General features: G+C 69.4%; 22 protein-coding genes and 2 tRNA genes. 12 read left to right on the top strand and 12 right to left on the bottom strand.

Annotated elements, in window-relative coordinates; all coding sequences use genetic code 11:
- Positions 1 to 16: 16 nt before the first annotated feature.
- Positions 17 to 562 (top strand): PadR family transcriptional regulator, encoded by a 546-nt coding sequence (locus tag G401_RS0120400; protein WP_027343960.1) that lies wholly within the window; start codon positions 17 to 19, stop codon positions 560 to 562.
- 19 nt (positions 563 to 581) lie between these two features.
- Here the strand turns inward: G401_RS0120400 and G401_RS0120405 are convergent, their stop codons facing one another.
- Positions 582 to 1274 (bottom strand): MerR family transcriptional regulator, encoded by a 693-nt coding sequence (locus G401_RS0120405; RefSeq protein WP_027343961.1) that lies wholly within the window; start codon positions 1272 to 1274, stop codon positions 582 to 584.
- A 107-nt stretch (positions 1275 to 1381) separates the two neighbouring features.
- Here G401_RS0120405 and G401_RS0120410 point away from each other — a divergent pair, with 107 nt between their 5' ends.
- Positions 1382 to 3652, top strand: a complete 2271-nt coding sequence (locus G401_RS0120410) for an ATP-binding cassette domain-containing protein (RefSeq protein ID WP_027343962.1) — start codon at positions 1382 to 1384, stop codon at positions 3650 to 3652.
- 6 nt (positions 3653 to 3658) lie between these two features.
- Here the strand turns inward: G401_RS0120410 and G401_RS53010 are convergent, their stop codons facing one another.
- Entirely contained in the window at positions 3659 to 4924 is a 1266-nt protein-coding gene (locus tag G401_RS53010; protein WP_169734221.1) for a protein kinase domain-containing protein, read from the bottom strand.
- A 277-nt stretch (positions 4925 to 5201) separates the two neighbouring features.
- Between G401_RS53010 and G401_RS0120420 the strand changes: the two genes are divergently transcribed.
- Both G401_RS0120420 and G401_RS47110 read left to right on the top strand, forming a co-directional pair.
- Positions 5202 to 6488: a L,D-transpeptidase gene (locus G401_RS0120420; protein ID WP_027343963.1), complete on the top strand. Its 1287-nt coding sequence runs from the start codon at positions 5202 to 5204 to the stop codon at positions 6486 to 6488.
- A 146-nt stretch (positions 6489 to 6634) separates the two neighbouring features.
- Complete coding sequence (locus G401_RS47110; RefSeq protein ID WP_051366908.1) at positions 6635 to 7792, top strand: L,D-transpeptidase; 1158 nt, start codon at positions 6635 to 6637, stop codon at positions 7790 to 7792.
- A gap of 65 nt (positions 7793 to 7857) precedes the next feature.
- Here the strand turns inward: G401_RS47110 and G401_RS0120430 are convergent.
- Positions 7858 to 7933 (bottom strand) — tRNA-His (locus G401_RS0120430).
- 103 nt (positions 7934 to 8036) lie between these two features.
- Complete coding sequence (orn, locus tag G401_RS0120435; RefSeq protein WP_084557411.1) at positions 8037 to 8630, bottom strand: oligoribonuclease; 594 nt, start codon at positions 8628 to 8630, stop codon at positions 8037 to 8039.
- Positions 8631 to 8667: 37 nt separating this feature from the next.
- On the opposite strand from orn, the gene G401_RS47115 reads away from it, so the two are divergent.
- On the top strand, positions 8668 to 9963 hold the full coding sequence (locus G401_RS47115; protein ID WP_064741808.1) for a glycosyltransferase 87 family protein: 1296 nt from the start codon (positions 8668 to 8670) through the stop codon (positions 9961 to 9963).
- Positions 9964 to 10174: 211 nt separating this feature from the next.
- Here the strand turns inward: G401_RS47115 and G401_RS53015 are convergent, their stop codons facing one another.
- From G401_RS53015 to G401_RS53020, 3 genes are read right to left on the bottom strand one after another with little or no spacing between them, the layout of a single operon-like run.
- Entirely contained in the window at positions 10175 to 11491 is a 1317-nt protein-coding gene (locus G401_RS53015) for a hypothetical protein (RefSeq protein WP_157545974.1), read from the bottom strand.
- 42 nt (positions 11492 to 11533) lie between these two features.
- On the bottom strand, positions 11534 to 13174 hold the full coding sequence (locus tag G401_RS0120450; RefSeq protein WP_027343965.1) for a copper resistance CopC/CopD family protein: 1641 nt from the start codon (positions 13172 to 13174) through the stop codon (positions 11534 to 11536).
- Positions 13171 to 13818, bottom strand: a complete 648-nt coding sequence (locus G401_RS53020; protein WP_169734222.1) for a zf-HC2 domain-containing protein — start codon at positions 13816 to 13818, stop codon at positions 13171 to 13173. The genes G401_RS0120450 and G401_RS53020 overlap by 4 nt, the downstream gene beginning before the upstream one ends.
- Positions 13819 to 13884: 66 nt before the next feature.
- Between G401_RS53020 and G401_RS0120460 the strand changes: the two genes are divergently transcribed.
- The 5 genes from G401_RS0120460 to bcp are packed head-to-tail and all read left to right on the top strand — an operon-like array spanning position 13885 to position 17305.
- The gene (locus G401_RS0120460) at positions 13885 to 14424 is read left to right on the top strand and encodes a sigma-70 family RNA polymerase sigma factor (RefSeq protein ID WP_027343966.1); all 540 of its coding nucleotides are present in this window, start codon (positions 13885 to 13887) and stop codon (positions 14422 to 14424) included.
- A 46-nt stretch (positions 14425 to 14470) separates the two neighbouring features.
- The gene (locus tag G401_RS47130) at positions 14471 to 15034 is read left to right on the top strand and encodes a DoxX family protein (RefSeq protein ID WP_051366911.1); all 564 of its coding nucleotides are present in this window, start codon (positions 14471 to 14473) and stop codon (positions 15032 to 15034) included.
- Positions 14985 to 15722 carry a DsbA family protein gene (locus G401_RS0120470; protein WP_027343967.1) on the top strand — a complete coding sequence of 246 codons (738 nt, stop codon included), beginning with the start codon at positions 14985 to 14987 and terminating at the stop codon, positions 15720 to 15722. The genes G401_RS47130 and G401_RS0120470 overlap by 50 nt, the downstream gene beginning before the upstream one ends.
- A gap of 27 nt (positions 15723 to 15749) precedes the next feature.
- A complete protein-coding gene (locus tag G401_RS47135) occupies positions 15750 to 16877 on the top strand; it encodes a hypothetical protein (protein ID WP_051366912.1) in 1128 nt (375 codons plus the stop codon).
- Complete coding sequence (bcp, locus tag G401_RS0120480; protein WP_027343968.1) at positions 16835 to 17305, top strand: thioredoxin-dependent thiol peroxidase; 471 nt, start codon at positions 16835 to 16837, stop codon at positions 17303 to 17305. Before G401_RS47135 ends, bcp begins: the two co-directional genes overlap by 43 nt.
- Here bcp and G401_RS0120485 read toward each other — a convergent pair.
- Together G401_RS0120485 and G401_RS47140 are read right to left on the bottom strand one after the other, a co-directional pair.
- A complete protein-coding gene (locus G401_RS0120485; protein WP_027343969.1) occupies positions 17266 to 18144 on the bottom strand; it encodes an EamA family transporter in 879 nt (292 codons plus the stop codon). The two genes, bcp and G401_RS0120485, sit on opposite strands and share 40 nt — an antisense overlap.
- Positions 18141 to 19571, bottom strand: coding sequence for an MFS transporter (locus tag G401_RS47140; RefSeq protein ID WP_084557428.1), 1431 nt, complete (start codon positions 19569 to 19571; stop codon positions 18141 to 18143). The genes G401_RS0120485 and G401_RS47140 overlap by 4 nt, the downstream gene beginning before the upstream one ends.
- A 175-nt stretch (positions 19572 to 19746) precedes the next feature.
- Between G401_RS47140 and G401_RS0120495 the strand changes: the two genes are divergently transcribed.
- The gene (locus G401_RS0120495) at positions 19747 to 20241 is read left to right on the top strand and encodes a MarR family winged helix-turn-helix transcriptional regulator (protein WP_211240789.1); all 495 of its coding nucleotides are present in this window, start codon (positions 19747 to 19749) and stop codon (positions 20239 to 20241) included.
- A gap of 49 nt (positions 20242 to 20290) precedes the next feature.
- A tRNA-Leu gene (locus G401_RS0120500) sits at positions 20291 to 20375 on the top strand.
- A gap of 263 nt (positions 20376 to 20638) precedes the next feature.
- On the opposite strand, the gene G401_RS54885 is transcribed toward G401_RS0120500, so the two are convergent.
- From G401_RS54885 to G401_RS0120515, 3 genes are read right to left on the bottom strand one after another with little or no spacing between them, the layout of a single operon-like run.
- Positions 20639 to 21754: a S8 family peptidase gene (locus G401_RS54885; RefSeq protein WP_084557412.1), complete on the bottom strand. Its 1116-nt coding sequence runs from the start codon at positions 21752 to 21754 to the stop codon at positions 20639 to 20641.
- Positions 21751 to 23052, bottom strand: coding sequence for a hypothetical protein (locus tag G401_RS55995; protein ID WP_157545977.1), 1302 nt, complete (start codon positions 23050 to 23052; stop codon positions 21751 to 21753). Before G401_RS55995 ends, G401_RS54885 begins: the two co-directional genes overlap by 4 nt.
- The gene (locus tag G401_RS0120515) at positions 23053 to 23457 is read right to left on the bottom strand and encodes a hypothetical protein (protein ID WP_157545980.1); all 405 of its coding nucleotides are present in this window, start codon (positions 23455 to 23457) and stop codon (positions 23053 to 23055) included. It lies immediately after the preceding gene.
- Between the last annotated feature and the right edge of the window lie 105 nt (positions 23458 to 23562).

Raw genomic sequence — 23562 nt, forward strand, 5'->3', positions numbered from 1 at the left:
GGACCAGGAGGAAGCCATGTCGCTGCGCCACGCTCTACTGGGACTGCTCGCGGACAGCCCGCAGACCGGGTACGACCTGACCAAACGGTTCGACCAGACGCTGTCCGGCTACGCCTGGAGCGCCGGCCACAGCCAGATCTATCCCGAACTGAAGCGGATGATGGGCGACGGCCTCGTCGGGGTCGTCGACGAGGGCGCCCGCGGCAGCAAGACCTACGGCATCACCGACGAGGGCCGCGCCGAACTGCGCCGCTGGATGTTCAGCCCGGTCGGCGACACCCCGCCCCGCAACGAGTTCGTGCTCCGGCTGTTCATGCTGTCCTCATTGGACCTCGCGGACACCCGCGTACTGACCGAGAACATGGCGGCGGCCAGTGAGCAGGAGGTCGCCGAACTGCGCCAGGCGATCAGCGACATCGAGAAGCACACGCCGGCGGACGCCGGCCCGGGCTACGCCCGGTTCGCCGCCGAGTTCGGCCTGCGCTACTTCCAGCTCCAAGCCGACTGGGCCCGCTGGGTCCTGTCCGAACTCGAAAAGCACCGCGACCAGCCCGATTCCTGAAGCACCGTCGGCGGGATCGTCACGGCCCGATCTCGCCGGGCAGGTAGGCGGCGAGGGCGGCCGTTCCGCGCAGGAGCGCCAGGCTGCGGCGGCGTACCTCCTGCTCGCGGCGGTACAGCTCCGCGCGTACGCGGCCCGGGCTCCCGGTCGTGCGCAGTTCCGTCATGACCGCTTCGACGATGGACAGCGGATAGTTGCCCTTGCGGAGCAGCACCACGATGCGCGCGTTGCGTACCTCGGCCGGATCGTAGAGGCGGTACGCCGTCCCCGGCTGCCGGACCGGCCGCAGCAGTCCGCGCTCCTCCCACAGGCGCAGGGCCGATGGGCGTACGCCCAGTTGCCGTGCCACCGCGCCGATGCGCAGCGGTCGGCCCGGACGGTCGGACGGCAGGGAGACCAGGGAGTCGAAAGCGCCGAGGACGGCGGCGATCCCGGCGCGTTCGCGGTCGAGCTCCGCGTGCCCGGCGTCGATCGCGGCCAGCGCCTTGTCCAGGTCGGCGGCGTGGACGGCCCGCATGACCGTACGCGTCCGCTCCCATCCGTGCCCTTCGGCCAGAGCGCGGACGGTGGTGAGCGCCGCGGCGTGCCTCGGCGTGAAGATCCGGTAGCCGCTCGGGGTGCGGTCGACCGGCGGCAGCAGGCCCTCGTCCACGTAATTGCGGATCTGCTGGACCGAGAGGCCGGCTTGGCGGGCGAGGTCGGCGATCCGCACCCGGCCAGTCTACCTGTCGATTTGAGACTTTCCGCCCGCCACAAAGCCCAGGCCAGCGCTCCTTCGCGGCCAAGAGCCTACAGGAGCTTCAATGAAACAATGGAGACATGAATCTTCGCGCAGCGGACACCCACGACGTGATCGAGGTACGCGGGGCCCGGGAGAACAACCTCCAGGACGTCTCGCTCGACATTCCGAAGCGGCGGCTGACGGTCTTCACCGGCGTCTCGGGTTCGGGGAAGTCGTCGCTCGTCTTCGGCACCATCGCGGCCGAGTCGCAGCGCCTGATCAATGAGACCTACACCGCCTTCGTGCAGCTGTTCATGCCGAACATCCCCCGCCCCGACGTGGAGGAGCTGCGCAATCTGAGCGCCGCGATCGTCGTCGACCAGGAACGGATGGGCGCCAACGCCCGCTCGACGGTGGGGACGGCGACGGACGCGTACACGATGCTGCGGATCATCTTCAGCCGGCTCGGCGCCCCGGCGGCCGGTACGCAGCGCGCCTTCAGCTTCAACGATCCGGCCGGGATGTGCCCGAAGTGCGAAGGGCTGGGCCGGGTCTCGGCGCTGGACGAAGACGCGTTGGTGGACAGGGAGAAGTCGCTCAACGAGGGCGCGATCCTGGCCCCGAGCTTCCAGGTGGACAGCTGGTACTGGCAGTCGTTCGCGGAGTCCGGCTTCCTCGACCCGGACAAGAAGCTCAAGGACTACACCGAGCAGGAGTGGGCGGACTTCATGCACAAGCCGCCGACCAAGGTGAAGACGAAGGGGATCAACACCACCTACGAGGGGCTCGCCGTCAAGGTGCAGCGGGTGTTCCTCAGCAAGGACAAGGAACCCTCGCAGGCGCACGTCAAGGCGTTCATCGAGCGCGTGGCCACCTTCGCGACCTGCCCGGCGTGCGGCGGTACGCGGCTCAACCCGGCTGCCCTGGCCTCGAAGATCGGCGGGTACTCGATCGCGGACTGCTCGGCGATGCAGATCAGCGACCTGGCCGAGGTGGTCCGGTCGATCGACGGGCCGGGGGTGCGGCCGCTGGTCGCGACGCTGCTGGAGACCCTGGACTCGCTGGTCGAGATCGGCCTGGGCTACCTGAGCCTGGACCGCGAGTCCGGTACGCTCTCCGGCGGCGAGGCGCAGCGGGTGAAAATGGTGCGCCACTTGGGTTCCAGCCTCACCGACGTGACCTACATCTTCGACGAGCCGACGGTCGGGCTGCACCCGCACGACATCCGGCGGATGAACGATCTGCTGATCCGGTTGCGGGACAAGGGGAACACGGTTCTCGTCGTCGAGCACAAGCCAGAGACGATCGTGATCGCCGACCATGTCGTCGACCTCGGGCCGGGTGCGGGGCGCGACGGCGGCCGGATCTGCTACACCGGCGACCTCGCGGGCCTGCGGGAGTCGGGCACGCTGACCGGGCGGCACCTCGGCTACAAGGCGCGGCTGCGCGACCGTCCGCGTACGCCGTCCGGGCAGATCGAGATCCGCGGGGCGAAGCTGCACAACCTGCGGGGCGTCGACGTGGACGTGCCGCTCGGCGTACTGACGGTGGTGACGGGGGTGGCCGGGTCGGGCAAGAGCTCCCTGATCCACGGCTGCCTGCCGGCCCGCGACGATCTCGTGGTCGCCGACCAGAGCGCGATCCGGGGCTCCCGGCGCAGCAACCCGGCCACCTACACCGGCCTGCTCGATCCCATCCGTACGCTGTTCGCCAAGGCCAACGGGGTCAAACCGGCCCTGTTCAGCGCGAACTCCGCGGGCGCCTGCCCGGTCTGCAAGGGCATCGGCCTGACCTTCACCGATCTCGCCATGATGGCCTCCGTCGCGACCGTCTGCGAGGAGTGCGAGGGCAAGCGGTTCACCGCCGAGGTGCTCGCGTACCGGTTGCGGGGCAAGAACATCGCCGACGTCCTCGCAATGCCCGTGGCGGAGGCTCGCGAGTTCTTCACCGAGAAGGCCGCCCGGAGCATCCTCGACCGGCTCGCCGACGTTGGCCTGGGCTACATCAGCCTCGGCCAGCCGCTCACCACCCTCTCGGGCGGCGAGCGCCAGCGGATCAAGCTCGCCATCAACATGGCGGCCAAGGCCGCCGTCTACGTCCTCGACGAGCCGACCACCGGCCTGCACCTCGCCGACGTCGAGCAGTTGCTCACGCTGCTCGACCGGCTCGTCGACGCCGGCAACACCGTCATCGTCATCGAGCACCACCAGGCCGTCATGGCGCACGCCGACTGGATCATCGACCTCGGGCCGGGCGCCGGCCACGACGGGGGCACGGTGGTCTTCAGCGGTACGCCGAGAGCACTGCTCGATTCCGCGAAGTCCCTGACGGCCGAGCACCTGCGGGAGTACGTCGGCGCCGCCGAGTAGCCCGGATCAGGGGTTCACGCACGGCTCCCCGTTGAGCGTGAACCCCGCCGGCCCGGTCGCGTGGTCGTGCACGCTGCCGTTGAATCCCATGCCCACCTGCTTGTCCGGCGCGACCGAGGCGTTGTAGCCCTTGTCGCGTACGGTGACCGTGCGGCCGGACTGGCTGAACTCGCCGTCCCAGCCCTGCTGCACCTGCTCGTCGCCGGTGAACGTGAACGTGAGCGTCCAGCCCGACAGGGATTCCCGCGTCGTCCGCACAGCGATCGACGCCCCGAATCCGCCCTCCCAATCCGACGTCACCCGGTACGCGACGGTGCACGACGGCTCCGGCGGCGGCACCGGACTCGGGCCGGCGGTCGCGATCGGACCGGCTGTCGGGCCGGCTGCTTCCGGCGTACTCCTGGGGGAAAGGCCGTAGAACGCGGCGGCGGCGACCAGGACGAGCACGGCGGCGAGCGCGAACCAACGGCCGACCGGGCGGCGGACCGGGGTGAGCAGGCGGGTGGGGTTGGCGATCGCGGCCGGCAACGACCGGACCGCCAGCGGTACGCGCGGCCCGGCCAGCGCGGCGGCGAGTTCGGCGGCGGTCGGGCGGGCCGCGGGATCGGTGGCGAGACAGCGTTCCGCGAGGCGGGCGACCGGCGCCGGGAGGGGTTGATCCCCCACCATCTCGCGGACGACGCGGCCGAGACTGTACACATCGGACGCAGGCAGGGCCGGCTGCCCCTGGCGCCGCTCGGGCGCGACGAAGCCGGGCGTGCCGAGCAGTCGCGTGTGGACGGACCCGGCGGTCGTCGAGATCCCGAAGTCCGTCACCTGTACGCCGACCGCGCCCAGCAGGATGTTCGCCGGGGTGACGTCGCAGTGCACGAGGCCGAGGGCATGCGCGGCGGCCAGGGCGTCGGCGGTCTCCCCGGCGATCCGCAGCGCGAGCGGCACCGGGAGCGGGCCCGCCGCCAGCTCGCGAGCCAGCGAATGCCCCTCGACCAGCTCCATGACGACGAAGCAGACGGGCTCGCCGTCGACCTCGGTCTCGCCGTAGTCGTAGACGCGGGCGACGTGCGGATGGGCGAGCTGCGCCGCCAGCTGGGCCTCGCGCCGGACCGCGCGCCGCACGGCAGGATCCGCGGCCAGCCGGGCGGCGAGCACCTTGACCGCGACCGGCCGGCGCAGCACCTCGTCGTAGCCGCGCCACACGACGGAACTGCCGCCCTCGCCGACGGGTTCGAGGAGGCGGTAGCGCTCAGGCGGCGTCACCGGGAACGTGGCCACGGCGTCCATTGTGCGCGACCCCCTCTCTTCACCCGCGCCGCCCGCCGCCCGTCGACTCCTTGATCCCGTTTGGATCAGGGTTTTCACCCGAATCTTGGGCCTTGATTCGGGTGATTTACCTGATCCAAACGGGATCAAGGAGCCAGGCCCACCGGGCGGCGGGGCGGGGTGGCGTGGGGCGACACGCCGGTCGCCAGAAAATGCCCGAATGCGGCATTCACGTTATAGCCGCACAGATACCTCCACATGCGGCACGATAGGGACAGAGGAGGCGACGATGAGAAAGTTACCTGCGATCGTGGCCGTCGCCGCGGCCGCCGCGCTGGCGATGTCCGCCTGCACGAGCAGCAAGCCGAAGGCGGCCGAGAGCCCGGCTCCGGCGCCGGAGGCGCCGATCCAGATCTCGGTGACCCCGGCCGACCACGCGTCCAACGTGCTCGTCAGCTCGGAGATCGGGCTGAAGGTCACCGGCGGCTCGGTCGACGGCGTGTCGGTGGTGGACGCCGCCGGCAAGGAGGTTCCCGGCGTACTGCGCCCCGACGCCTCTTCGTGGGTGCCCAGCGTGCCGCTGCAGTACAAGCAGCATTACACCGCGACCGTGACGGCCGTCGGCGGCCGGTTCCACAAGACGACCCAGAAGGTCGGCTTCACGACGATGGCCGAGCCAGCGAACCTGGAGGGCGTCGGCTTCTACCTGTTCAGCGGCCAGCAGTACGGCATCGGCATGCCCGTGCCGGTGGAGTTCGTGCGGGACGTGCCCGTGTCGATGCGGGCGGCCGTCCAGAAGCGGTTCTTCGTCACCAGCGATCCGCCGCAGGTCGGCGCCTGGCACTGGTTCAGCGGTACGCAGGTCCAGTACCGCCCGGCGACCTACTGGCAGACCGGGACGAAGCTGAGCGTACGGCTGGCGTTGAAGGGGCAGCCGCTCGGCGATGGGTACTACGGCGACGAGGACAAGATCGCCAACGTCTCGATCGCGAAGGACCGGGTCGAGGTGAAGGTGACCAACGCGCCCAAGCAGATGCAGGTCTACCGCAACGGCCAGCTGCTGCGGACGATGCCGGTGAGCCTCGGCAAGGCGAGTACGCCCTCCTCCAGCGGCCACATGGTCGTGATGGAGCAGGACTACCACACCACCTTCGACACCCGGAACGACCCGGCGGGCGGCTACGTGGCCGAGGTCGACTACGCCCAGCGCCTGACCTGGGGCGGCGAGTTCATCCACTCGGCGCCGTGGTCGGTCGGCGACCAGGGCTACACCAACGTCTCGCACGGTTGCGTGAACGTCGGCCCGGACAACGCGGCCTGGCTGTTCACCGTCATGAAGGTCGGTACGCCGGTCACCGTCAGCGGCACCGAGGTGAAGCTGGCCCCGGGCAACGGCTGGACGGACTGGGACATGGACTGGAAGACGTTCATCGCCGGCAGCGCGATCCCGGTGACCTCGGACGTCGCGCTGGCGAACGCGTACGAGCCGTATCCGAAGCCGAAGCCGAAGCCGCCGTCGCCGTCCCCGGTCCCGTCGCAGGCGGCCGCCGCGGCGCCGGAGCCGACACACTCGTGACCTGCGCCTCGGCCGCTTCGTCGGCTATTTCGTAGGCTCTTTCGTAGGCTATTTCGTTAGCTATATCGCAAAAGCCGTCGATCATGGGATCGGCGGCTTTTGTGCGGCACCATGGGTGGGCTCGATCTTGAGGGGGTACGCGTTCCATGGCTCGACCGATCCACCGCCGCCGACTGCTCGCCGGGTTCGGCCTCGCCGGCGCCGCCGGATTCGGCCTGGCCGCCTGCACCCGCACGCAGGAAACCCCGCCGAAGGCCGACGGACCCTCGGTCGCGATCACCTCGCCCGGCCCCGACGCGCAGGGCGTGCCGGCCGCGGCCGAGATCACGTACGCGCTGCGGGACGCGGTCGGCGCCCGGGTCGAGCTGAGGTCGGCGGCCGGTGAGCTGATCCCGGGCGAGGACCGGCCCGACCTGTCGTCCTGGGTCCCCGCGAAGACCCTCGCGTACGCGACCGCGTACACGGTGACGATCACGGCCGGCGGTACGGACGGCAAACCCGTCTCGGCGCGGCACACGTTCACCACGATGGCGAAGCCGGCCAAGACGATCCGGCTGTCGAGCTTCCTCGGCGACGGGGCGAGGCCGGGCGTCGCGATGCCGCTGATGTTCACGTTCAGCCGGTCGGTGCCGGCCGCGAAGCGGGCCGCCGTCGAGAAGCGGCTCACCGTGACGGCCTCCCCCGCCCAGGAGGGCGCCTGGCACTGGCAGTCCGGTACGCAGCTGCACTACCGGCCGAAGGAGTTCTGGCGACCCGGTACGCAGATCGGCGTACGCGCGGCGGTCGGCGGGCTCGATCTCGGCAACGGCTACTACGGTTCTGCCGACGTACGCCTCGACGACGTCACGATCGGGCCGGCCGTCGTCCTGGTCGCCGACAACGCCACCAAGACGATGACCGTGACCCGCGACGGCAGGCTGCTGCGCACGATGCCGATCAGCCTCGGCAAGCCCAGCACGCCCTCGTCCAGCGGGACGACCGTGATCATCGAGAAGCTGGCCCACACGATCTTCGACACCTTCGCCGAACTGGGCCCGGAGAACGGCTACCGTACGCCGATCGACTGGGCGCAGCGGCTCACCTGGGGCGGCGAGTTCATCCACTCGGCACCGTGGTCGGTCGAGCAGCAGGGCAGCCGGAACGTCTCGCACGGCTGCATCAACGTGTCGCCGGAGAACGCCGAGTGGCTCTTCGGGATCACCAGCGTCGGGGACCCGGTGATCACCAAGGGGACCGAGCGGAAGCTGCGCGACGGCAACGGCTGGACGGACTGGAACCTCAGCTGGTCCGCGTACTCGGGATAGCCGGCCCGGGAAGGCTTGGGGAGTAAGAAAAGGAGCCTCCGCAGATCGCGGAGGCTCCTTTCACATGGGGTGATCGACGGGACTCGAACCCGCGACCCCCGGGACCACAACCCGGTGCTCTACCAGCTGAGCTACGACCACCATGCTCCACGGCCGCCGTTACACGACCGTCACGACGCCGCGCATCGCGCGGCGACCGACCAATGATAGCGGTCGGGGAGCACCTCCTGTAAACCGGGTTGGCTCACAGCGTGGCGGCGATCTCCCGGGCGGTCTCCACATCCGGGCCGGGCAGCGGCACGAAGATCGTCTGCCGGTAGTACTTCAGCTCGCGGATGCTCTCCTTGATGTCGGCCAGCGCCCGGTGGGCGAGCCCCTTCTGCGGCTGGCCGAAGTACACCCGCGGGTACCAGCGCCGGCACAGCTCCTTGATCGAGGAGACGTCGATCATCCGGTAGTGCAGGTGGCTGTCGAACTTCGGCATGTCCCGGGCGAGGAAGCCGCGGTCCGTCGCGATCGAGTTCCCGCACAGGGGCGCCGTACGCATGTCCGGCACGAACTGGGTGACGTACTCCATCACCAGGTCCTCCGCCTCGCGTACCGTGACGGTCGATCGGCGTACCTCGTCGGTGAGGCCGGATTTCGCGTGCATGTCGCGGACGACGTCGAGCATGCCGTCGAGCTGGGCGTCCTCGGCGTGGATCACCACGTCCACACCGTCGCCCAGTACGTTCAGCTCGGGGTCGGTGACCAGCGCCGCGACCTCGATCAGCGCATCGGACGCGAGGGACAGACCGGTCATTTCACAATCGACCCACACCAGGAGATCAGCAGCCATTGGAACAGCCTACGACGCCTCCGACTACGGTGGCCGCATGCTCATGTCGACGCTGATCCGGCGGCTCGCCACGGTCGCGGTGGCGCTGGTCGCCGGCTGGTTCGCCTGGCGCTGGCTGTTTCATCCGCAGCACCTGTTCGACCTGCGGATCTACATCAGCGCGGAGAAGTTCTGGCTGGCCGGGCACGAGCTCTACGACTACGCCCAGCCCGACGCGCTGCAGGGCAGCCTCTACTTCACCTACCCGCCGTTCGCCGCGCTGCTGCTGGCGCCGCTCGGGATGCTGCCCCTCGGCGCCAGCTTCGCCGTGGTCACCCTGGGAACCATCGCCTGCGTCGGGCTGACGACCTGGTGGGTCACCGCACCGCTCGCGCGGCGCCTGAGCATCCCCCGGTGGTACGCGCTGGGCCTCGCGCTGCCCGTGGTCTTCCTGATCGAGCCGATCCGCACGACGCTCGCGTTCGGACAGATCAACATGTTCCTCGTCGCGCTGATCCTGCTCGACCTGCTGGTGCTCGTGCCCCGCGGCAGCCGCTTCGCGGGGATCGGGATCGGGCTCGCGACCGCGATCAAGCTGACGCCCGGCTTGTTCATCGTGTACCTGCTGGTGACCCGGCGGTTCCGGGAAGCCGCCGTGGCGGCCGGCACCGCGGCCGGGGCGACGCTGCTCGCCGCGCTGGTCGCCCCGAACGCGAGCCGCGACTTCTGGCTGTCGGCGCTCTGGGACACCTCGCGCGTCGGCCGCACCGACTACACGGCCAACCAGTCGATCAACGGACTGCTGAGCCGGCTCGCCGCGCCGGACGCGCCGGACCAGAAGCTGTGGCTGGGCCTCGCCCTGGTGGTCACGGTCCTCGGCCTATGGCGCGCCGCCATCGCCGTACGCGCCGGTGACGAGCTGACCGGCCTCGCGATCGCGGGGCTCACGGCCGGCCTGATCAGCCCGATCACGTGGGTGCACCACATGTACTGGTTCGTGCCGGCGATCGCCGCCCTCGTCCTCGCCATGGTCGGCGGCGACCCGGCCCGACGGCTCTGGCTCGGCGCCGGCGCACTCGCGACATGGTTGATCGCCGTCTATGGCGTGGACACGTTCATCGACTGGGGCGTCGCCCAGCGGCCGACACCGGGAATGCGGGAGTTTCTGCTGCGTAACGCCCTTGTGCTGCTGTCCCTCGTCCTGGTGATGCTGATCCCCGTCGGCGAATCCCTCCTGCCCCGGCGTACGCGTACGGAAGAGCAGGTCACCGACGAGCATCAGGTCGAGGTGCACGGCGAGTCGGAAGATCGCCCCGGTAGTGGACCTATTGTCCGTTACGTCGGCGAAGCCTAGACTTTCGGGCAGAAAGGGGCAGGCCCGCGCAAGGCTCCGTCCCCCACGAAGACCGACGAATCCGTACACCGACGCACACGGGACTCGGAGGCCTTCGCCCGTTACACCGTTCCCCCGGTGAGAGTGGGTCCGCCCGGCGGCGGACCCACTCGCCGTTAACAGGCTTGTGGCCAGGGGCTTGCGGGGAGACGTTGGACTGCCGGATTGCGCTTTAGCCGCGGGGGTCGAGGCCCAGGGCGGCCAGGCCGGTGAGCTGGAGGGGTACGCGGGGAAGATCCGACAGGGCCGGCATCTCCTGGGTGGGCAGGTCGAGGGCGGGCTGGGTGATCTGGATGCTTTCGACCGGTGGCCAGACCGCCTCGTCGCCGGGGCCGTCCTCCTCCGCTCCGTCCGGCTGGGCAACCTTCGGCGTGGTGTCGGCCGGTTGAGCACCCTTCGGCGTGGTGCTGTCCGGTGTGGTGTTTGCCGGCTGGGCGGGAGCGTCGGCGGGGTCTGGGGCGGAGGCGTCGGCGGAGGTCATCGGGTGGTTGCCGAGGTCGAAGCCAACCCCGGCGCCCGAGCCCGGTACGCCGACCGAGGCGACGCCGTCCATGACGGTCACGATCAGCCCGGCCGGCGGCGCCCAGTCCTCCGGCGCCCCGAACGGCGACGCCCCGACGAACCGCACTCCCGGCGTATCGGTCCTACCGCCCGGCCGGGCGATCGATCCCGCCCCGGGCGCGTCCGCCGGACCCGGGCCGGCGGGCTGTTCGGGGACCGGCACAGCGGCCCGGCCGACGACCGGATTCTCCTGAGTGGGCAGTTCCGCCCAGCTCAGCATGGTCGCCGCCCGCTCGGCCGCGGACGAAGCCGCCGTCACCACGTACACCACCTGGCGGGCCGGCCAGGCGACGACGACGAAGCCGAGCAGCAGCAGCACCGGGCCGAGGATCAGCAGGCCCCAGGCCGTCGAGTCGAGCCAGCCGAAGCGTACGGAGGTGGTCAGGGAGACCTGGTCGATCGGCGTGCCGTCGGGCGCCATCACGACGAGCGCGACCGCCCGCCCGCGCCAGTCCGCCGGGTCGAAGGTGAGCGTGCCCACCGAGGATCGCAGCCAGATCGGTTTCGCGTCGGGCGCCCCGAGCCCGGCCGACGCGGCCGACGGAACGAGTCGCGTACGCACGTCCAGCGGGCCCCGGCCGAGCGTCACCCCGTCGACCCGGGCGTAGGACGAGCCGGCGAGCAGGGCGGCCGCGTCGTCCGGACCGGTGAGCCCGACGAACAGCGGCCGCCGCTGCGGGTCGCCGGCGGCCGTGACGGTGACCGTCGTCCGGCCGGCCCGGGCGAACGGGACGTCGCGGTGCAGCAGGGCGTCGACGTCGGGCACGACGACGGCGTACCCCGCCGGGGTCACGGTCTCCAGCGGGGCGCGAAACGCCCCGGCGTCGTCGCGGTGCTGCAACGCGTACCAGGCCAGGGCCCCGGCCAGCAGTACGGGCACGGCGACGCCCAGCAGCACCATTCCGACCAGCACGCGAAGAACACGCATGACCCGTCTCCCCATCGTCGTCCATGGGGGACAACGCGCGGACTACCCGATGGGCACGGTCACCGTCACAGACTCCTGATCGATGTCGGTCGTGCGGAGGGTGAACTTCATGTCCCACGAGCCCGCTGTCGGCAATTGGATCGACCCGGACGCGTGGTTGTCGGTCAGCGGCAGCAACGGGATCGTCACCGGCTCGATGCCCCCGCTCGGCAGCGCCGCGGTGGCCGCCCACTCCAGGACCTTCTGCGGCTTGCCTTCCTTCGTGTACGCGTACAGGTGCACCGTGTTCTCGCCGACCTTGGCCGGCTCGAAGTCGACCTGCAGGGTGTACAGGTCGGCGGTGGCCGTCGTGGAGAAGTACGCCGAACTCTGGCTCGCCGCCGGGACGTTGTCGGCGGTGCGGGCCGGTGTCGTCTGGGTGAGCACCGACGAGACCCCGAGGACCACGACGGTGATCGCGATCTCGGCGCGTACCGAGCGGCGCAGCACGGCCCCGGACGGCGCGTCGTGCACCGATTTCCGCGCGAAGTACGCGAACCCCAGCACCGCCGCCACCAGCGCGATCTTGACCAGGATGAGCCGGCCGTAGGTGGTGGAGAAGAGCGCGTCGAGGCTGGAGATCTCGATGAGCGCCGACACGATGCCCGCCAGCAGGAGCGCGCTGACCGCGAGGGTGGCCCAGCGCGACCAGATCGGCATGATCGCGGCGAGTTCCCGCTCCTGCGCCTGACGCAGCAGGAACACCGCGAGCATGACGAGGCCGCCGAGCCAGACCGCCATGGCGCCGACGTGGATCGCGTCGACCACGACGGTGACCGGCGGCACGACCGAGGCGGCCGAGTGCCCGACCAGCGGCCAGGTCGCCGCGCCCAGGACGCCGAGCACGGCCAGCACGATGAGGTCGCTCTTCACCGGTACGCCGTCCGCCTCGGCCCGCCGCAGCGCGGCCGACAGCACGATCGCGGCAACGACCAGGACGCCGAGCCGGGCGAGCATCACCGCGCCGTACTGCGAATTGATCACGTCACCGAGGTCGGAGCCGGTCGTCTGCCACAGCGATTTGCCGTTCACGTAGGGCGCCTGGAGCACGATGCCCATCACGGTCGCCACGCCGAGGAGGCCGAACCCCGTGAACAGCAGCCGCTTGGGCGCCCGCCGGTCCAGCCGCCGCGGCCAGAGCAGCAGCAGGATCAGCGCCGGCCCGACGACCAGCAGCAGTCCCGCGTACCCGAGGAATTTGAAGACGGGGATCGCGACCGCGACCAGGGAGTCGGTCTTGCCCACGTCGGGCGTGGGAATGGACGCGGACGGCGCGCCGATGTTGAACGTGAAGCCGCCGGGGACCGGATGGGTGTCCGCCGAGATGATCCGGTAGCTCACCAGGTACGTGCCGATCGGCGCGTCGGAGCGCAGCGGGATGTGCAGGACCGCGCCCACGGCGGTGGCGGTCCCGCGGTCGGCGCGCGAGCCGTCCGGCGCGGTGATGCGGATCTTGTCCGGGACCGGTGTGATCGACTCGGAGAACGTCAGGGTGACCTCGGCCGGCGCGGTCTGCACGGTCGAACCCTGGGCCGGGTTCGTGGAGATCAGCGCGGCGTGCGCGGCCGCGGGCACGGCCGGCAGCAGGAGGAACGCGAGCACGCCCGCCGCGAGGGCGGCGAGCGTACGGGTCAGGCGGCTCATGAAGCTGAGGGGGTCGACACGCGCACTGACGGTACTCCTTCGTGATGGATGGTCGCTGTACGCCGGCCGAGTGCCCAGAGCAGGCCGGCCTGGGCGAGCGCGGCGAGGTGGCCCACCTCGTGGGCGATGTGGGTGGCGCCGTCGGACAGGTCGAGCACGCTGGTCACGGCGAGGCAGCCGGCCAGCACGAACGCGACCGGCACGAAGGCCCGCGCCCGGTCCGGCCGCCAGGCGGCGAGGGCGAAGCCGACCGCGACGGCGATGTCGAAGCTGGCCATCTCCCGCGACGCGTGGGGGTCGACGCCCACGCCGAAGAGCACCGGCAGGGCGAGCACGAACTGCACGGCGGCGGCGATACCGACCGCGAGCCGCAGCACCCGGCGTACGCCCGCGGCGGTCTCGGTCGCCGTGGCGCTCCGATCTGCCGCCACCGCCGCCAGGATCCGTTCCGTCAGATCCGGTACGCCGACCGACCGCAGCCGCGCCTGCCGGGTGACGCGTTCGGCCCCGGCGAGCCAGCCGGCGCAGTCGGCACAGCCGGCCAGGTGCGCGTCCAGAACCCCGGCGGACAGCAGCGTGGTCTCGCCGTCGAGGCGGGCGGACAGGTCGGCACGGGCGGCGGCGCACGATGCGGTGGTGCTCATGCAGCCATAGTCGTCCATCGGCGGGGTGTGGTTCCCGTCCGCCCCGGTCCGGTTAGTCTTCGGATCGTGCAGCCACCGGTCGACGACATCACCCAGTGGGCGCTGCGGGCGCGGGCGGGCGATCCCGTCGCCGAGGCCGCGTTCGTGCGGGCCACCCAGGTCGAGGTGTGGCGCCTGGCCGCGGCGCTCGTCGATCCCGGCGTCGCCGACGATCTCGCCCAGGAGACGTACCTGCGGGCGTTCCGGGCGCTCGGGTCGTTCGAGGCACGCTCGTCGGCGCGTACGTGGCTGCTCGGCATCGCCCGCCGGACCTGTGCCGACCACCTGCGCCAGGTCGTCCGCCGCCGGCGCCTGCAGCAGCGGCTGGCCGCCGAGGTCGTGCTGGCCGCGGGGCCGGCCGATCCCGCCGACGCGCACGGCTCGGCCGAGCTGATCGGGCGGCTGTCCGAGGAGCGGCGCAGCGCGTTCGTCCTGACCCAGCTGCTCGGCCTGTCGTACGCCGAGGCCGCCGAGGTCGAATCCGTTCCGGTCGGAACCATCCGCTCCCGTGTCGCGCGGGCCCGTGCGGAGTTGGTCGAAGACGTGACCCGCGCCATGGCCGCGTAGGTCCGCGCACCGTAGACGGAACTTTCGAAGGCGGAACGGCGACTACATGAGCGTGCCTCGGAAAGCATCGGGGTGGCAGGCTGCCCAACCCTGGATCTCCCTCCTCGTACGCCTCGCGCTGGCGGCGGTCTTCCTGGGTGCCGGCCTCTCCAAGATCACAGACCTGGCGGGAAGCGCGCGGGCGGTCAACGCGTACCAGCTGATGTCCTGGCCGGCCGCCCAGGTCGTCGGGGCGGTGCAGCCGTTCGTGGAGATCGTCATCGGTCTGCTGCTGCTGGCCGGCCTGGTGACCAGGTTCGCCGCCTGGCTGGCCGCGATCGGCCTGGTGATCTTCATTTCGGGCATCGCCTCGGCCTGGGCGCGTGGCCTGTCCATCGACTGCGGCTGCTTCTCGAAGGGCGGGCAGCTGCCCGTCGGAGTGGCACCCAACTACACGTGGGACATCGTGCGCGACACGCTGTTCCTGGCCTTGGCGATCTTCCTGATCCTGTACCCCTCCAGCAGGTTCTCCCTGGATGCCAAGGTGCTCGGCCCACCCGTGAACATGGAGGAAGAGTTCGATGAGCAAGCGCGCGCAGGAGCAACGCCAGACGGCGAGGATGGTGCGTGAGCAGATCGCTCGCGAGAAGCGCCGTAAGCGGACCCTGTGGATCGCCGTCGGCACCGTCGCCGTCCTGGTGATCGGCGGCATGATCGGGTACGCGATCTACGCCGGCAACAAGCCCGCGACCTGGAACACCCCGGCGAACGCCAACGCCGGCCAGGACGGGATCGTGACCGGGTCCGGACCGGTGGCGGTGGACATCTACCAGGATTACCTGTGCCCCTACTGCAAGCAGTTGCACGACTCGGCGGGCAGCCAGATCGAGCAGATGGCGACCGATAACAAGATCACACTGACGATCCACCCGATCGCCATCCTGGACTCCCGGTCGACCAACCAGTACTCGACCCGGGCGGCGGCCGCGGCCGGCTGCGCGTCGGACGGGGGCAAGTTCCTCGCGTACAACGACGCGCTCTACGGCAACCAGCCGGCCGAGGGCGGTGCCGGACCCTCCGACGACGAGCTGATAGCGACGGGTAAGAATGTCGGTCTGACCGACACCTTCGCGACCTGCGTACAGGACGGCCGGTACATGACCTGGCCGGTGCACACCACGGACGCGGCGAGCGCCCGAGGCGTCAGCGGCACCCCGTCGGTGTTCGTCAACGGCACCAAGGTCAACCCGACGTTGGCCGACATCCAGAAGGCCGTCGGCGCGGCCGCCCCGGCCTCGGGGTCCCCCTCCGCGAGCTGACGACAGCGCACCAGAAGGAAGACGACGATGAGCCCCCTCCTCCGGGTCGCCCGACGCCTGGCCGGCACGGCCGCCCTCACGGCCGTGCTGGTCGGCGCGCTCGCCGCCCCCGCCGGCGCGCACGCCGCGGACGCCCCCGACGCGACGAACTACCGGACGGCGATCACCGGCATCACGCCGCCGCTGGCCGGGGTGAGCGTACGCGCGATCGAGGCCGGTGCCCGCCTGGAGCTGGAGAACCGGTCGGGCCGGGTGGTCGAGGTGCTCGGCTACGCCGGGGAGCCCTACCTCGACGTCCGCCCTGACGGCGTCTACCAGAACACCAATTCGCCGGCGACCTACGAGAACGTCAACCTGCAGGGCGGCCTGCCGGTCCCGGCCACCGCCGACCCGACGGTGCCGCCGCAGTGGCAGAAGATCTCCGACTCGCCGGTCGCCCGCTGGCACGACAAGCGTGCCCGCTGGGCCAGCACCCAGCCGCCGGACGCCGTCGCCGCCGCCCCGAAGCAGCCGCACCACATCTCCGACTGGGCTGTGCCGCTGCGCCTCGCCGACGACCTGTCCGCCATGGCGATCCACGGAACCCTCGACTACGTCCCGCCGCCCTCCGCCGTCCTCTGGTGGGCGCTGACCGTCGTCGTCGCCGCCGCGGTCGCCGCGCTCGGGCTGCTGCGCCCGGTCGGCGTACGGGTGCTCGGGCTCGTGCTGCTGGCGGGGGCCGCCGCCGACCTCGCGTACGTCGTCGCCCGTGAGCTCGACGCCGGCGCGCGTACCTTCTGGGAGATCGTCAGCGGCGTCTTCAGCAGCGAACTCTGGCCCGTCGTCGCCGGCCTCGCCGCCGTCGCCGCGGTCGTCCTCGCGCTGCGCCGCCGCCCGTCGGCCCTGTTCGCCGTCGCCCTCGCCGGCGCCGGCCTCGCCACCTTCGGCGGCCTGGTCAACGCCGCCGTCTACTTCCGGTCGGTCGCGCCGGTGCCGTGGTCCGACATCGAGGCCCGCACCGCGGTCGGCCTCATGCTCGCGCTCGGCCTGGGCGCCTGCGGCGCCGCCTCGATCAAGCTGCGCAACTCAGGGCGCTCCGCCACCGTCCCGGCGCAGGCCGTTAGGGTGGAGGAATGCGACTCGCCATCGGAGACCCCGCGCCCGGCTTCGAGCTGACGACCGACACCGGATCGACGCTCTCGCTGTCCGCGCTCCTCGAGCAGGGCAAGAAGATCATCCTGTACGCGTACCCGGCCGCCATGACTCCGGGCTGCACCACGCAGGCGTGCGACTTCCGGGACAGCCTGGCGTCGCTGACCGCCCACGGCTACACGGTGGTGGGGATCTCGCCCGACAAGCCGGAGAAGCTGGCCAAGTTCGTCGAGCGGGACGCGATCACGTTCCCGCTGCTGTCGGACCCGGACAAGAGCGTGCTGACCGCGTACGGAGCCTTCGGGGAGAAGCAGAACTACGGCAAGACGGTCATGGGCGTCATCCGGTCGACCTTCGTCATCGGCACGGACGGCAAGATCGAGAACGCCTTCTACAACGTGAAGGCCACCGGTCACGTCGCCAAGCTGCGCCGCGACCTGAAGATCGACTGACCGGCGCCCGCCGTCGCCCCGGCCACCGTGGCACCGAGGGCGACGGCGAACCCGGCCACCTGCACCGGGCTCAGCGCCTGTCCCAGCACCGCCCAGCCGAGCACGACGGCGGCCAGCGGGCTGAGCAGTCCGAGGAACACCGCCGACCCGGCCGGCAACTGCGCGAGCCCCCGGAACCACAGCCAGTACGCGACGGCCGTGTTGACGGTCGCGAGGTACGCGTACCCGAGAACGTTGGTGCCGGACAGCGCGGGCGGCAACCCCTCGACGGCGAGCGCGACCGGAGCGATGAGCAGACCGCCCGCGGTGAGCTGCCACGCGGTCATGGTCAGTACGCCGACGCCCGGCGGCCGGCCCCAGCGTTGCGTGAGCACTGTTCCGGTCGCCATCGCCGCCGCACCCGCGAGTCCGGCCGCCACGCCGAGCGGATCGAGCCCGGCGCCCGGCTTGAGTACCACGAGCGCGACGCCCGCGACGCCCACGACCCCGGCCGCCACGGAGACCAGACGGGGCTTGGCCGCGGTCAGCGCGAAGGTCAGCCCGAGGACGATCAGCGGCTGCACCGACCCGAGCACCGCCGCCACCCCGCCCGGCAACCGGTACGCGGCCAGGAAGAGCAGCGGGAAGAACGCCCCGATGTTCAGCAGTCCGAGAACGGCCGCCCGCCCCCACCACCATCCACGGGGGAGCTTCCGCACGAACATCAGCAGCAGCAGTCCGGCAGGCAACGCGCGCAGCGTACCGGCCAGCAGCGGCCGATCGGCGGGCAGCAGCTGCGTGGTGACGACATAGGTGGATCCCCAGGCCAACGGGGCGATCGCGGTTGTCAGCAGCTTCATCGGACGGCCACCAGTTCCTTGCTGTTCCTGATTTCCTGACCTTGGCCGTCCTTCACAGGCCGGTCCTGCGCCGGGACGTCGACGATGCGTACCGGTGGTTCGGTGTAGACCGCGTGATCAGGCAGGTGGCGCTCGGTGGCGACCAGCATCCCGGCCCCACCGCTGACCACGACCGCCAGCACCAGCCACGGCAGCCGCCCGTCCGCCGCCAGCAAGACCGTGAACAGGGACGGCGCGACCGACGCCGCGAGCGACCAGGACAGCTGATAGGTCGCCAGGTACCTCCCCCGCGCGGATTCCGGAGCAGCGCTCACCGACAGCGCACCCGCACTCGGGCTGTGCACCAGTTCCCCGGCCGTGTACAACACCAGCAGCACGACCAGGCCGATCATGAGCATCGTCGGCGGCAGGCCGGGCGGCAGAATCGCGTACCCGACGAAGGAGGCGGCGAACAGCAGCGCCCCGACCGCCGCCACCCGCGTACGCCGGGCGTATCGGCGGGCCCACCGGCCGACGGGGACTCCCGCGAAGGCACAGAGCGCCGTGTTCACCGCGAACAACGGGCCTGCCACGGAAGCCGGAAGGTGCAGCCTGCTCACCGCGTACGCCGGCAGGAGAAGAGTGAGTGCCGAGTAGCCGAGGGCGATCAGGAAGTTGGCGCCGGTGAGAGCGGCGAAGGGCTTGTCCCTGAGGACCTTGTTCCGACCTTCCCGCTGGATTTCACGCGCGGCCGGCCGGGCGTTCGGCAGGCCGACGGCGAGCAGGGCGGCGATCAGGAAGCTGAGGGCGTTGGCCCAGGCCGCCACCACGAATCCGGTGTCCCCGGCGAAGCCGATGATGGCGGCCGCGATGAGCCCACCCGCCCCCAACCCTCCATTGCGGACACTCCGCGTCAGCGCCATGAGCCGATCCCGCCGGGCACCTTCCGCGATCTCGCCGATCAGCGCCTGCTGAATGGCCGGAAACGCCCGCTCCCCGGCAACCGTGACCGTCGAGATCACCGCGAACACCGGCAACGTCGCCCCCAGCGGGTACGCGACGAACCCGGCCGCCCGCAGCAGGTACACGTACTGCCGCATCCGATGAGCGCCCCACCGGTCGATCAGCAGACCAGCGACCGGCAACACCGCCATGCCCACCAGCCCGGCAACCGTCAGGACGGCCCCGATCACCGGCAGCGGAAGGTGGGTCACGTGCTGGAAGAAGATCAGGCTGAACGGGACGTACATGCCGGAGCCCACAGAGTCGATCAACATACCGGCGACGAGGGCGCGCTCAGACCGCTTGCTGATACTGCCGGTGGCCGCCTGCTTCGTGGCCGCGGTTTTCGTGGGCGTGTTGCCGGTGGGAGCCTGTTTCGTGGGCGCGTTGCTGGTGGGTGCCTGCTTCGCGGGCGGTACGGCGTTCGTGGACGGTACGGCTTTCATGGGGGCCACGGCCTGGTTCTCGGGCACCTTCGCCGGGGCCGGCCGCGTGGGGTGTCCCGTCGCTGGAGGACGCGTCGGAACGGAGGTTCGCTGGCTTCGCATGCCAGATAGCTTAGCGCTAAGCTACTTACTGTCAAGCTACCTTGTGGCGAGGTTCTGGTGCATAATGTGTTCCATGCGAGCTGACGGCGTCGACGCGATCGTGGGCCAATGGCAGCGCGAGCGCCCCGACCTCGAAGAACTCATCCCGATGTCGGTCTACGGCCGGATCTACCGGATCGCCGCCGCGATGGGCGACCAGATGGAGAAGGCGTACGCGCCCTTCGGTATCGGCCGCGGGGAGTTCGACGTCCTCGCCACCCTGCGCCGATCCGGCGAGCCGTTCACGCTCTCCCCCAAGCAGCTGTCCGAGACGCTGATGCTCACCACCGGCGGCATGACCGGACGACTCGACAAGCTCGAAAAGGCCGGGCTGCTGGAGCGGTCACCTGACCCGACCGACCGGCGGGGGCTACGCGTACAACTCACCCCGGCCGGCCGCAAGGTCATCGACGACGCGGTCGCCGCAGGACTTGCCATCCAGCGAGCAGCACTCGAACGGCTGGACCCGGCAGACGTGGAACGACTGAACGACCTCCTACGCGAATTGCTGGCGGCGAGCAAGGGGTGACGTCGTCTAGACTGCGCTTGCCCCGGTCCACCATCTGCCTTGGGGCGACGCGGGAGTGGCGGAATTGGCAGACGCCCCGGTTTTAGGTACCGGTGCCTTCGGGCGTGGGGGTTCGAGTCCCCCCTTCCGCACCACCCAGACCATCTCGTTCGGTGGGGAATGCCGGGCGTTGGTCGGATCCCCGGTTCTGCTACTCCCTACAGCGGTCTCAACGCCGTATGGGCTTGACTCCGTGACGGCTTTGGCCCCGTCCCTGCTTCTTCGGCTCATACCTACTTCGACGCGTGCGTATCGGCTCCGACGGTGATCGGGCATCTGGTCAATGCCTTGGCGCCGCCGATGCTGTTCGGACGTGGGGCATCGTCGGCTGGTGTTGGGCAACTGCGCGCTGAGGCGATCACCGCCGACGGGCCAGTCCCACGACCAGGACGACGATCACTGCTGCGGCGAGAAGGCCAGCGGCGATGATCACGACTAGGAGTGGTGTGGAGAGGCCCGGCTTCGGGTCGGGCGAGGTAGCCGTCACGGTGACGCTCGTGGAGGTGGGGGCAGAGGTCGAGGGCTGGGGGGAGGCTTGGGGCTGCATGGTGCCGGCCTTCTTCAGCGCGGCGACGATGTCGATCCGGCCGAAGCCATAATCGAAGTCACGGCCGGGCTGGCCTTCGTCGATCGCGGTGGAGGTAAGGGCGGAGATGACCTGCTGGGCGGAGAGGCGGGGGTACTTGCCTCGGATGAGCGCGACAGCGCCGGCAACGATCGCAGAGGAGTTCGACGTGCCAGTCGTCACGGCGTAAGCGTTATGCGGTCGCGCGACTGAGATGTGATCAGATGGTGCGACGATGCCGACATCAGGACCCGTTGCCGAAATGGAAGATAGCTTTCCGCCACGGTCTGTCCCGCCCACAGCCAAAACTCCTGGCGCCGAAGCAGGATAAACAACGCCAGCCTTAGCAGACTCATTTCCCACGGCTGCGACGATCACCACGTCTGCGCCCATCGCATGCCTAATTGTCTGCTCCATGATTGGATCCGGCGATACTGAAGATGCTATGCAGACAATCTTTATGCCGTGAGCGATAACCCATTCAATCGCTTGGGCGGTAACGTTAGGCCCCGGAAGTCCCGAAACAGTGCCGTTGGGTACGCTGACCACTCTGGCCCTAGGCGCAACGCCACGAATACGACCGTGGCCGACAATTAATCCGGCCAAAGATGTACCATGCCCGTCCGAATCACTAAGGCCATGATCATCTCTCTCCGCGGCGAAATTAGCGCCAGGGTCGATAGACCCCATCAGGGCAGGGTGCGTGTAATCAACGCCCGTATCTATGAGCGCAACCCGCTCACCATCGCCAGTTGCGAGCTGCTGCGCAGCGTCAAGATTCAGAAAGCTGGCGTACCATTGGCCTGTTGCAACATCGTCGGAAGCGCTCGCACAGCTAGGCGTAGTCAGTACAACAAGGGACGATGCGAATAGGGCAGCGCACCATCTCCATCGGCCTCCTCGAATCATTTTCGATCCTCGCCATCTGACAAATTTGCCTTTTCGCCCTTGTCCCACGGTGTCAGCAGGCTAGAGTACCATTCTTCAAACACATCATTCAGGGACGAAATGCGTTCGCTTTCCTGAGTTGCACGCTGCTCTTCAGCGTCAATCTCGCCAATTACAGGTGGCACACCTGTAAGAGTTGCCCATTGCACGTCACCCTCACGTTTGGGGTGCCGTGCATCCTGTCCACGGTAGGCCTGTCCGAGACCGCCCCCGACTGGCATGGGCGTATATCCGCCCCCTCGCCCCGAGGCCTCCCTCGCGGCGAGCGCTCTAGCCGCAGCTACCTCGTCCTTCATCGCTGATGGAAGCGGCATCGGATACAAGGTACCCGGTTGGCCTGTCGTCGAATTCGGTAGCACATAAGCGCCACCAGTTGGCACGAATGGATTGCCCGGAGGAATTGGCAATGATGAAGGTGGTCCGTCGATATCAGGCACGACTGGAGTCAGACCTCCGCTCAAAGGTGGTGAGTCCGGCGGAATTGACACAGGATTCCGTCCTGGCACCGCGGGAGGCGGATTCCATCGAGGCATACTGCGAGGCGGCGCATCGCCGGCCGCTGACGGAGCCCGTCCGTCGCCACTTCCATCTGCACCAGTTACATCCGTGCCGGTATCGATATCGCCATCGACCTCAGAGTATCGATGCGAGAGATCAGACGGTGTAGCTACTATGATCTTCTTCCGATGATCGCTTACAGAGGAATCCATCGCCGCCATAGAAGCTTGGGCCTTTTCATTCAGTCTGATCGCAGCGTGATCCCACCACTCAGGCAAAAGATCTGTCGTGACCACGTCCCATTTCGCTTTCGAAACTGCGACTTCAGTTTTGGCAGTCTTAATCGCATCAAGGATTCCGTGTAATCCGCGAGCTGTTGACGCATGAGCATAGGCGTCGCTACGCATCTGGGCTATAAGCCTGTCAACGTAGTCCAGAAACGACTTCGCTGCCTTTGATACCGCTGGATCCCAACTTTGGACGAGACTTTCGCGGAGAATACTAAGGCGATCGTGGTGGTCTGCCAGCAACTCACTTAGATTCTCGAACCCAGCTGCCTGCTTCCAGGAATCTTCATCATCTTCGCCTTTGATAGATGACCAAATTCGTGGGACGTCGTACGCGTCCCAGTTGGTGCACCATGTCGAGATCTCCAGCTGCGGTGGCATGTTGGCCGGCAGCTTCCCAGCCGCCACATCAGCCGAAACCGACGACGTAGCCGAGCCAGCGGGCGATGATGTGTTTGAGGATGGGCTGGTCATTTAGATCTCCGCTCCCCGGTTCAGATGGACCTCCGGCCCGTACGCCTTCTGCGCCTCCGTCGCCGCGTCCTGCAGCGTCTTCTGGATCTTCGCGAGGTCCTGGCTCGTCAGCTGGTCGGCTGCGGCGTACCGGGTGAGGACTGCTCGGGCGGCGGCGACGAGGATGTCCGCGGCTTCCACCATCTGGCGGGCGTTGTTCTGGGCTCGGTCGAGCGCGTAGGACAGCGCGTACGAGCCGGCGACGACTTCTCCGCTCAGGGATCGGGCTCCGAAACGGGCGCCGGTCTGTAGTTCGCCACCGGCTCTGGTCACGCCTGGCCGGAGGCCTTGGGCAGAGTCCGCGTCGAGGACGTCGGCGAAGGCTCGCAGGCCGCCGAGATCGACACGAATTCCACGAGTATCCATGCGTACCTCCCCGATCCATGGACCCGCACAGCGTAACGAAGGGGTTGCCGAGAGTCGATGGAACAAACGTCCCCTGTGGACAACTCGCAAAGTCAACACCACACT

The organism is Hamadaea tsunoensis DSM 44101 (assembly GCF_000428945.1).
GTDB lineage: Bacteria > Actinomycetota > Actinomycetes > Mycobacteriales > Micromonosporaceae > Hamadaea > Hamadaea tsunoensis.

Excerpts from the sequence above, each read along its gene's own strand:
- G401_RS0120400 (WP_027343960.1), top strand. The coding sequence starts at position 17 with ATGTCGCTGCGCCACGCTCTACTGGGACTGCTCGCGGACAGCCCGCAG.
- G401_RS0120410 (WP_027343962.1), top strand. The coding sequence starts at position 1,382 with ATGAATCTTCGCGCAGCGGACACCCACGACGTGATCGAGGTACGCGGG.
- G401_RS0120420 (WP_027343963.1), top strand. The coding sequence starts at position 5,202 with ATGAGAAAGTTACCTGCGATCGTGGCCGTCGCCGCGGCCGCCGCGCTG.
- G401_RS47110 (WP_051366908.1), top strand. The coding sequence starts at position 6,635 with ATGGCTCGACCGATCCACCGCCGCCGACTGCTCGCCGGGTTCGGCCTC.
- orn (WP_084557411.1), bottom strand. The coding sequence starts at position 8,630 with ATGGCTGCTGATCTCCTGGTGTGGGTCGATTGTGAAATGACCGGTCTG.
- G401_RS47115 (WP_064741808.1), top strand. The coding sequence starts at position 8,668 with ATGCTCATGTCGACGCTGATCCGGCGGCTCGCCACGGTCGCGGTGGCG.
- G401_RS53015 (WP_157545974.1), bottom strand. The coding sequence starts at position 11,491 with ATGCGTGTTCTTCGCGTGCTGGTCGGAATGGTGCTGCTGGGCGTCGCC.
- G401_RS0120450 (WP_027343965.1), bottom strand. The coding sequence starts at position 13,174 with ATGAGCCGCCTGACCCGTACGCTCGCCGCCCTCGCGGCGGGCGTGCTC.
- G401_RS53020 (WP_169734222.1), bottom strand. The coding sequence starts at position 13,818 with ATGAGCACCACCGCATCGTGCGCCGCCGCCCGTGCCGACCTGTCCGCC.
- G401_RS47130 (WP_051366911.1), top strand. The coding sequence starts at position 14,471 with ATGAGCGTGCCTCGGAAAGCATCGGGGTGGCAGGCTGCCCAACCCTGG.
- G401_RS0120470 (WP_027343967.1), top strand. The coding sequence starts at position 14,985 with ATGAGCAAGCGCGCGCAGGAGCAACGCCAGACGGCGAGGATGGTGCGT.
- G401_RS47135 (WP_051366912.1), top strand. The coding sequence starts at position 15,750 with ATGAGCCCCCTCCTCCGGGTCGCCCGACGCCTGGCCGGCACGGCCGCC.
- bcp (WP_027343968.1), top strand. The coding sequence starts at position 16,835 with ATGCGACTCGCCATCGGAGACCCCGCGCCCGGCTTCGAGCTGACGACC.
- G401_RS0120485 (WP_027343969.1), bottom strand. The coding sequence starts at position 18,144 with ATGAAGCTGCTGACAACCGCGATCGCCCCGTTGGCCTGGGGATCCACC.
- G401_RS47140 (WP_084557428.1), bottom strand. The coding sequence starts at position 19,571 with ATGAAAGCCGTACCGTCCACGAACGCCGTACCGCCCGCGAAGCAGGCA.
- G401_RS0120495 (WP_211240789.1), top strand. The coding sequence starts at position 19,747 with ATGCGAGCTGACGGCGTCGACGCGATCGTGGGCCAATGGCAGCGCGAG.
- G401_RS54885 (WP_084557412.1), bottom strand. The coding sequence starts at position 21,754 with ATGATTCGAGGAGGCCGATGGAGATGGTGCGCTGCCCTATTCGCATCG.
- G401_RS55995 (WP_157545977.1), bottom strand. The coding sequence starts at position 23,052 with ATGACCAGCCCATCCTCAAACACATCATCGCCCGCTGGCTCGGCTACG.
- G401_RS0120515 (WP_157545980.1), bottom strand. The coding sequence starts at position 23,457 with ATGGATACTCGTGGAATTCGTGTCGATCTCGGCGGCCTGCGAGCCTTC.